We start from the raw sequence: 8762 nt of genomic DNA, 5'->3' as shown, positions 1-8762 counted from the left end.
ATCTGGCAGCCCGACGCCGTCAGCTCGGCGATCTGCTGCAACGTGGCACCGATGTCCGACGTACGCGTCGTCGTCATCGACTGCACCGAGACGGGCGCCCCTCCCCCGACAGCCACCGGCCCGACCTGGATCTGCCGCGAGACGCGGCGCTCCGCGATCGGCCGGACCGGCAACTCGGGGACGCCCAGGGAAACTGCCGTCATGGCGTCACCCTCGGTTTCCGGAGACGGTCTCGCGGGCGGCCCGCAGGGACTCCTTGAGGGAACCCATGGTGGCCAGGACCGCGGTTGGCTCGTAGCCGCAGTGCGCCATGCAGTTGGCGCAGCGCGGGTCCTTGCCCCGGCCGTAGGCGTCCCAGTCGGTGTCCTCGATGAGTTCCCGGTACGTCGTGACGTACCCGTCGCTCATCAGATAGCAGGGCTTCTGCCAGCCGAAGAGCGAGTAGTTGGGGATCGCCCACGCCGTGCAGGGGAAGTCGACCTTGCCCTCGAGGAAGTCGAGGAACAGCGGCGAGTGGTTGAGCCGCCAGCGCCGCCGGTTGCCACCCGAGAAGGCCTTCTTGAACAGCTCACGGGTCTGCTCGACACCGAGGAAGTGCTCCTGGTCGGGCGCCTTCTCGTAGGCGTAGGCGGGCGAGATCATCATCTCGTCGACCTTCAGGTCGTCGTTGAGGAAGTTGAGCACCTCGATGATGGTCTGCGGGGTGTCGGTGTTGAAGAAGGTCGAATTGGTGGTGACCCGGAAGCCGCGCCGCTTGGCCTCCTTGATGGCCTCCACGGCCTCGTCGAACACCCCCTCCTTCGCGACGGACTCGTCGTGCCGCTCACGCAGACCGTCGATGTGCACGGCGAACGCGAAGTACGGCGAGGGCTTGAACTTGTCCATCTTCTTGCGCAGCAGCATGGCGTTGGTGCACAGGAAGACGTACTTCTTCCTGGCCACCAGCTGCCGCACGATCTCGTCGATCTTCGGGTGCATCAGGGGCTCGCCACCGGCGATGGACACCATGGGCGCACCGGATTCGAGCACCGCCCCCACGGCCTGCGCCACCGGCATGCGCTGCTTGAGCACTCCGGCCGGGTGCTGGATCTTGCCGCAGCCCTCGCACTTCAGATTGCAGGCGTACAGCGGTTCCAGCTCGACAATGAGCGGAAACTTGTCCCGCTTGCGCAGCTTCTGTTCAAAGAGATACGTCGCCACCTTGATGGACTGACGGAGCGGCATGGCCATCTGGCTCACCTCCTGGGGAGCAGCAAAGAACGGTGCCATTCGATGAAAACTGGAAGGACGGCACGAAGTACACGGAAAGCTGATATTCCACCGCGTACCGTGCCAATCCGGACGAGTTCATGTTCTGGAGCGTCCACGACCACCCGGACGGCCGCAACCGGGCGCGCTCCCGCGCGGACGGCGCTGTGGAGCGTGGCCGCCGACTCCATGTCGACCGCTATTGCGCCAGTCCTGAGCAGTTCCGACCGTTCATGTCCGCGGACGACGTGGTCGGCGCCGGTGAGCAGTCCGGCGTGTACGGTGCGCCCGGGCGCGGCACGCCCCAGTTCCTTGACGAGTAGATCGGTGCCCACGCACGGGGTGCGGCCCCGCGCGTCCCCGGTCTCCTCGGCGACGACCAGGTCACCGGGGTGCATGCCGGGCGCGAGTCCGGCGCAGAAGCCCGTGGCCAGGACGGCCGCGTCCCTCAGTGCCGGATCGGCGAGCGCCCGGTCGACCGCCCGGTCGGCGGCCAGGGGTCCCATGCCGGTACGCAGCACGGTGACCGGGCCTGCCGCACCGCTGCGCCCGCCACCGCGCAGGGCGAGGCGTTCGATGCCGAGCGCGCAGGCGATCAGCAGCGGGGCGACGGCTGGTGTCGTGGCCATCAACTCCCCTTCGCCTGAGGGCCGGTGAACGGCTCACCGTGGACGTACCGGCCGAGCGCGGTCAGCGGGAAGACCTGCCGGTAGAGGTGGTAGTTGATCGAGAAGTCCCATGGGAACCCGGTGCCGGTGAAGTACGGCTCGTCCCAGGTGCCGTCCTCCCGCTGGGTCTGTGCGAGCCAGGCGATCCCGCGCTCCACGGCCTTGGACTCCCGCTCCCCCGCGGAGAGCAGCGCCAGCAGGGCCCAGGCGGTCTGGGAGGCGGTGGAGGCGCCCCGGCCGCTCCACTCGGCGGCGTCGCGATAGGAGCGCAGGTCCTCGCCCCAGCCGCCGTCGTCGTTCTGCACCGTCTCCAGCCAGGCGACGGCACGGCGAATGGCCGGATGCGAGCCGGGCAGTCCGGCGGCGACCAGTGCGGGCACCACCGACCCTGTGCCGTATACGTAGTTGACGCCCCAGCGGCCGAACCAGGAGCCGTTCGCCTCCTGTTCGGCGAGCAGCCACTCGATGCCCCGCCGGGTGCGGGGATCGTGGGACAGCCCCTCGACGGCGAGCATCTCCACGACGTGCGCAGTGACATCGGCCGACGGCGGGTCGATGACCTCGCCGAAGTCGCAGAACGGCAGCCGGTTGGGGAAGGAGCTGGTGTTGTCGACGTCGAAGGCGCCCCATGCGCCGTTCTTCGACTGCATGCCGAGGTTCCAGCGCACCCCGCGTCCGATGGCTTTGTCGACGCGCTCCGGGTCGTGGTGCTTGACGCGGCGCAGCGCGAGGACGACCTCGGCGGTGTCGTCGATGTCGGGGTAGCTGTCGTTGTGGAACTCGAACGCCCAGCCGCCGGGCGGCAGTTGGGGTCTGCGGACGGCCCAGTCGCCGGGCCGGGCGATCTCCTCGCCGAGCATCCAGTCGGCGGCCTTCACCAGCTGCGGATGGTCGGCGGGCAGGCCCGCGTCGGCGAGCGCGATGGTCGCCAGGCAGGTGTCCCACACCGGTGACTGGCATGCCTCGATCATTCGGGCGCCGTCCTCGCGCCATACGGTGAACCGGTCCAGGGACTCCAGCCCGGCCCGCATCACCGGGTGTTGGAGGTCGTAGCCGAGCAGATGCAGCGCGATGACCGAGTACACGGCGGGCGGCTGGATGCCGCCCCAGCAGCCGTCGTTCTCCTGCCGCTCGATGATCCAGCGGGCCGCGCTGTTCATCGCCGCCCTGCGCAGCCGGCGCGGGGCGACCTTGTGGTACACGTGCAGCGCCTTGTCGAGACGCTGGAAGACACCGTCCCAACTCACCGCCGGAGCAAGCGGCTTGGCGGGGTTCGGGCTGGCGGGTTCGGCGTGCAGTTCGTCGAGCGGGAACGGCGCCGGCCGCACCGGGCGCTTCGCCGAGACGATGGTGAGGGGAACGATGGTCTGCCGGGCCCAGCACCCGAAGTCGTAGATGTTGAGCGGCATCCACTTGGGGAAGTAGATGAGCTCCGGCGGGAGTTCGGGCAGGTCGTCCCACTTCCACCAGCCGAACAGCGCCAGCCAGATCCGGGTGAAGACCCGGGACGCGGCGATGCCGCCCTGTTCCCGGATCCATGCCGAGGCCTTCGCCATGTGCGGCGCGTCCGGGCTGTCACCGGCCAGCCGCAACGCGACGTACGCCTCGATGGTGGTGGAGAGTTCGCCGGGTCCGCCGTAGAACGTGGCCCAGGTACCGTCCTCGTTCTGCTCGCCGCGGATGAACAGTCCGGCAGCGTGTGTCGTCTTCTCGTCGAGGATGCCCAGGAACTGGCGGAGCAGCAGATCCTCGGCGTCCATCGTGACGTTCGTCTCGAGGTCGCCCTTCCACCAGCCCTGGGCGTCCTGCGTGGTGAGCAGGAAATCGGTGGCGCGCTGTATCGCGCGCTGGGCGGCGTCCGATACGTCGGAAGTCCCGGCCGCCACGGGAATCGTCATACGGATTTCGCTGGCCGAGGCTGCCCGGGGCGGCAGGGCCCCGGTGCTTCCGTCGGTCGTCGCTGTCATGGCTTCCCCTTCGTGCAGTGGTGACGTCTGCTGTGGGTCCGCCGTCGGCCGGTGCTCGTTGTCCCGCAGCACCGGCCGGCGACTACGCGAGGCTTGTTCGACCGATAGTGATCATCTCTTTCGTACGACGACGAAGTCGGCGAGCGCCACCAGCTCGGCCCGTACCCGGTCCGGCATCCGGATCGAGTCCAGGGCGTCGATGGCGGTCGTGTGCTGGCGGCGGGCCTCCTGCGCGGTCCACTCGCGGCCGCCCGCCTCCTCGATGAGCGCGGCGCGCGCGGCGAACTCCTCCTCGGAGAAGTTCTCGAAGTCGCTCGCCTTGGCGTCCTCGGCGAGCAGCTCGCCGAGCCGCTCGGAGGCCGGTCCGCCCGCCGCGAGAGCGGCCACGACCGGCAGGGACTTCTTGCGCTGGCGCAGATCACTCCAGGGGCGCTTGCCGGTGGCCTCCGGGTCGCCCCAGATGCCGAGCAGGTCGTCCACGGCCTGGAAGGCGAGGCCGAGGTGGTAGCCGTACTTCTCCAGCGTGTCGGCCGTGTGGTCGTCGGCGCCGCCGAGCACCGCGCCGATGGAGCAGGCACAGGCGAGCAGGGCGCCCGTCTTGTTGCCCTCCATCTCCAGGCACTCCTCGACGGTGACCCGCTCCCGGTGCTCGTAGGAGATGTCCTGCGCCTGGCCGTCGATCAGGGCGCGGGTGGCTGTGGTCAGGCGGCGGGTGGCGCGGCCCGCCTCGGCCGTGCCGAGTTCCAGGAGGATCTCGTTGGCCAGCGCGAACAGTGCGTCACCGACGAGGATGGCCTGGGCGGGGCCGTGCACCTTCCATACGGTGTCGCGGTGGCGGCGCTGTTCGTCGCCGTCCATCAGGTCGTCGTGCAGCAGCGAGAAGTTGTGCACCAGTTCAACGGCGACGGCACCCGGCACGCCCACCTCGGGGTCGGCTCCGGAGGCCTGCGCGGACAGCACGGCGAGCGCGGGGCGTACGGCCTTGCCTCCGTCGCCGTCCGCGGGGTTGCCCTCGGCGTCGATCCAGCCGAAGTGGTAGGCGGCGACAGTGTCCATGGGAGGGGCCAGGCGGTCGATGGCCGCCCGCAGTACCGGTGTGGCCAGGGTCCGGCCGCGCTCCAGGAGCGCGGTCACGTCCACCGAGGTCCCTCGAGCGGGCGTCGATGCCGGGGGCACAGTGGGCACAGTCTCTCCTCTATTTGCGATACGGGGGGTGCGGGAGCCTGCTCCGCTCAGATCGAGCGTCACGCCGCCTCCTCGAAGAGCTCGAAGAGATGATCGCGAGGCCGGCCCAGGGCGCTCAGCGCGGCACCCGCCGCGCTCACGCCACTGCGGACCGCACTCTCCATGGTCGCGGGCCACCCTGTGGCGGTCCACGCTCCGGCCAGGCAGAGGCCGGGTGCCTTGGTGCGGGCGCCGGGCCGCAGCCGCCCGACGCCTGGGGTCGGAGCGAACGTCGCGGTGCGCTCCCTGGTCACGAAGAAGTCCCGTACCTCGGCGCCGCGCGTGCCGGGCAGCAGCCGCTCCAGCTCCGGCAGATAGCGCTCGCGCAGCTGGGAGACGGGGGCGTCGATCTCGTCGTGTGCGGCCGACTGCGACAGCGCGAGGTACTGGCCGTCGCTCAGACCGGATGCCTCGGTCCGGTCGAAGACCCACTGCACAGGGGTGCCGAGCGCGGCGAAGAAGGGCTTGCCGAGCACCTTGCGGTCGTACACGACATGGATGTTGAGGATGGGCGCCGTACCGATCTCGAGCAGCCGCTCGGGGGCGTCGAGCGCGCCCTCGGGCAGCAGATCGTGGGCCTCGCGCTGGGGTACGGCGAGCACGACCGCGTCGGCGTGCAGCGTCTCGCCGGGAACCTGAACTCTCCAGCGTCCGTTCCCGTGTTGGGAGATGGAGGTGACCCGTGTTCTCAGTTCGGTACGGACGCCCGCGGAGTCGAGCGCCTTGCGCGCCCTCAGGTCATGCAGTTCGCCCAGCGGCACGCGCGCCCAGCCGATGTCGGCCGCGCCCGGGTCGGACAGCAGACCGGTCTTGAACACCATCGCGGCGAGCCCGAGCGAGGCATCGCCGGCCACCGCGTTGAGGGTGGCGACCCCGACAAGGTCCCACAGTGCTTCGACGGCACGCGCCGACTGACCGTGCCGGGTCAGCCAGCTGCCGAAGTCCTCGGTGTCGAGGGCCGGGTCGGCGAGGTCGAGTGCCTTGAGCGCGAGCGCGGCACGTCCGATCTTGGCGCGCTCGGCGAGCGAGAGATGCGGGTACGTGGCGAGGCTGCGTCCGAGATGCAGGGGCACGGGCAGCGCGTCGCGCCGTAGTCTGCCGAGCCGGCTGCCCGCCCGTTTCGCCACGTCGAGTACGGGCACGTCGAGCCGGTCCTGAAGCGGTGCGAGTCCGGCTCCGTCGACACGGTCGAGAAACCAGCGGTAGGCCGTGCAGCAGCGCAGGTACACATGCTGGCCGTTGTCCACGGTGAGGTCGCCGCGCTGGAAGGAGAAGGCGAGCCCGCCGAGCCGTGGCCGGCCTTCGAGCAGCGTGACGCGTACGCCCGCGTCGGCCAGTGCCAACGCGGCAGTGATCCCGGCCAGCCCCCCGCCGACCACGACGGCCGCCCGCCCGTCACCCGCCACCGCCCCTTCAAGGAAGCGCTTCGCGCCTTCTTCTTTTTCGGGCAGGCCCGGTCGGTCCGCGTCGTACCCCTCGGCCTGTGTGGTGTCGCTCATCGTGCGCCCTCCCCCGCGGCCGAGCCGTGGCGATGGAGCGGTGCACGGCAGGCCGTCGCAGTCAGGGACGCCGTCGCCGACCGGAGGGTTGCGCACCGTTTCCCGGGAGTTGTGTCACCTTGGCCCAGAGTGTCCATCAGGCGCGCCTCCTGACGGTCCGGCGGGAGACATGCCGGGCGTCGAGGCCGGAGAGGCCGCGCACGGCGACGTATGCCTTCTCGTGTCCGGGCAGCGAGACCCGACCGCGCAGAACTGCCTCCGGATCGCGCTCGATGCGGTCCAGCAGCCGGCGGTAGATGCCGGCCATCGCGGCGACGCAGGCGCCGCTGCGTCGGTCCAGCATGGGCAGCAGCCGGTAGCCCTCCGCGAAGAGTGCGCGGGCCCTGCGCACCTCGAAGTGCACCAGACCCGCGAAGTCGGAGCCGTCCGGTGGCCGGGTCCCCTTGAACCCGGCCGAGCACCCGAACTTCGCGAGGTCGTCCGCGGGCAGATAGGTCCGCCCGCCTTCGGCGTCCTCGCGAACATCCCGGAGAATATTGGTGAGTTGGAGCGCGAGACCGAGTGTGTCGGCGTACTCGGGCGCGCGCTCGGCTCCCCGCGCCCCTGGTTCGGTGCCGAACACGCCGAGCGAGAGCCGCCCGATCGCACCGGCCACGCAGCGGCAGTAGACCTTCAGGTCGTCCCAGGTCTCGTAGGTCTCACCGCGTACGTCCATCAGGACGCCGTCGATGAGTTCGTCGAGGCCGCCGAGCGGAATGGGGAAGTGGTCCGCGGTGTGGCTGAGGGCGACCGCCACCGGGTCGGTGTCGTCCTCGGCCACGGAGCGGTCCCGGACCCGGGCGAGCAGCGCCCGGGTGTCCTCCAGGCGCGTCTGTTTGACGTCCGGTGCGAGCGCGCCGTCGCCGATGTCGTCGACACGCCGCGAGAACGCGTAGAGCGCCGACATGGCTCGGCGCTTGTGCGTCGGCAGGAGTCTGATGCCGTACGCGAAGTTACGGGCCTGCTGACCGGTCACTGCCTCGCAGTAGCTGTATGCGGCGAGTACCGGTGCGGACACGTGTGGTGGAGACTCCACCGTCCGGATCACCCCTCTCCTCGCAGAGTCATGCCCGCCTCGCGGAGCAGCCGGAGCTTGCCGGATTTGGGCGGGCCGGGAAGTACGTCGTATTCGGCGGCGCGAATAGCACGTATTGCCGCCTTCCCCCCTGCCACGAACCCGGCGAGCAGCAGCCTCAGCCTGCCGTGGACGCTACCCACGAGGGGGGTGCCTTCATTCAGGAGGTTCTGTGCGCGTTCTGCTTCGAATGCGACCAGTGCGCGCACCGATGCGCCCGCTGTGGGCATGGCGAGATCGGGCTCTTGGACATGGAACCGTTTCATGTCCTCGGCGGGCAGATAGATGCGGTCGCGGCCGAGGTCCTCGCTGACGTCCTGGAGGTGCTCGACGATCTGGAGTGCCGTGCAGACGGCGTCGGAGAGCCGCACCCGCTCGGGCGTCGAGGTGCCGGTGACGGCGAGGACGAGGCGGCCGACCGGGTTGGCCGACAGCTCGCAGTAGGCGAGCAGGTCGTCGTACGTCTCGTACCGCTTGACGAGCTGGTCCTGGCGGTTGGCCGCGATCAGGCCGAGGAACGGCTCGGGGTTGAGGCCGGCGCGGCGGACCGTGGGCTGGAGGCGGCGCAGGAGCGGGTGGCGCGGGGTCGCGTCGAAGACCCTGCGGAGGTCGGCCTCGAAGGCGTCGAGGAGGACCAGGCGGTCCTCGGCCTGCTCGGGGGGCACACCGAGGAGGCGGGCGTCGGCGCCGCCGGGGGCGAGGTCGCCGTCGCCGATGTCGTCAACGAGTCGGGCGAAGCCGTACACGGCCATGAGGTCGGTGCGCCAGGCCCTGGGCAGGAAGAAGGGGGCCACGGGGAAGTTCTCGTACGCGGCCTTGTCGAGGGTGGTGCGCTCCGAGCCGGAGGCGCGCGCCGTCCCGGCTGCCGTCACCGCTCGCTGCCCAGTACGGGGACGGCACATGCTTCGCGGAGCTGGAGAGTTTCCGTAGCCATTGCCGTCACGTCTCCCGTTCTACACCGCTAACCCAATAACCGCCCATTTCGGACACGCCGCCCGGACGTCCGCACCTTCGCGGGGCGCCGGTCTCGCGCATTATCGCC

General features: G+C 70.2%; 9 protein-coding genes. All 9 read right to left on the bottom strand.

All coding sequences use genetic code 11. The annotated features are described in order from the left end of the window. Positions 1-203: flavodoxin-dependent (E)-4-hydroxy-3-methylbut-2-enyl-diphosphate synthase (locus ACFYO0_RS37280; RefSeq protein ID WP_388685251.1), on the bottom strand; the 203-nt coding region annotated here is incomplete at its 3' end. A gap of 4 nt (positions 204-207) precedes the next feature. Further along, the gene (gene hpnH / locus ACFYO0_RS37275) at positions 208-1230 is read right to left on the bottom strand and encodes an adenosyl-hopene transferase HpnH (protein WP_386349937.1); all 1023 of its coding nucleotides are present in this window, start codon (positions 1228-1230) and stop codon (positions 208-210) included. 5 nt (positions 1231-1235) lie between these two features. Further along, entirely contained in the window at positions 1236-1877 is a 642-nt protein-coding gene (locus ACFYO0_RS37270; RefSeq protein ID WP_388685250.1) for a 1-hydroxy-2-methyl-2-butenyl 4-diphosphate reductase, read from the bottom strand. Further along, complete coding sequence (shc, locus tag ACFYO0_RS37265; protein ID WP_388685247.1) at positions 1877-3883, bottom strand: squalene--hopene cyclase; 2007 nt, start codon at positions 3881-3883, stop codon at positions 1877-1879. The genes ACFYO0_RS37270 and shc overlap by 1 nt, the downstream gene beginning before the upstream one ends. A 111-nt stretch (positions 3884-3994) precedes the next feature. Then, positions 3995-5068, bottom strand: coding sequence for a polyprenyl synthetase family protein (locus ACFYO0_RS37260; protein ID WP_388685245.1), 1074 nt, complete (start codon positions 5066-5068; stop codon positions 3995-3997). Between the two features lie 59 nt (positions 5069-5127). Continuing rightward, entirely contained in the window at positions 5128-6606 is a 1479-nt protein-coding gene (hpnE, locus tag ACFYO0_RS37255; protein WP_388685242.1) for a hydroxysqualene dehydroxylase HpnE, read from the bottom strand. Then, positions 6603-6743 carry a DUF6380 family protein gene (locus tag ACFYO0_RS37250; RefSeq protein WP_386349922.1) on the bottom strand — a complete coding sequence of 47 codons (141 nt, stop codon included), beginning with the start codon at positions 6741-6743 and terminating at the stop codon, positions 6603-6605. The genes hpnE and ACFYO0_RS37250 overlap by 4 nt, the downstream gene beginning before the upstream one ends. Then, positions 6743-7693 carry a presqualene diphosphate synthase HpnD gene (gene hpnD / locus ACFYO0_RS37245; RefSeq protein WP_388685240.1) on the bottom strand — a complete coding sequence of 317 codons (951 nt, stop codon included), beginning with the start codon at positions 7691-7693 and terminating at the stop codon, positions 6743-6745. The genes ACFYO0_RS37250 and hpnD overlap by 1 nt, the downstream gene beginning before the upstream one ends. Next, complete coding sequence (gene hpnC / locus ACFYO0_RS37240; RefSeq protein WP_388685238.1) at positions 7690-8592, bottom strand: squalene synthase HpnC; 903 nt, start codon at positions 8590-8592, stop codon at positions 7690-7692. Before hpnC ends, hpnD begins: the two co-directional genes overlap by 4 nt. Positions 8593-8762 lie beyond the last annotated feature (170 nt).

It is taken from the genome of Streptomyces sp. NPDC006365 (assembly GCF_042870755.1).
Classification (GTDB): Bacteria; Actinomycetota; Actinomycetes; order Streptomycetales; family Streptomycetaceae; genus Streptomyces; species Streptomyces xiangluensis.
Note: the sequence above shows the minus strand (reverse complement) of the source record. Positions and strands in the feature narration are given on the sequence as shown.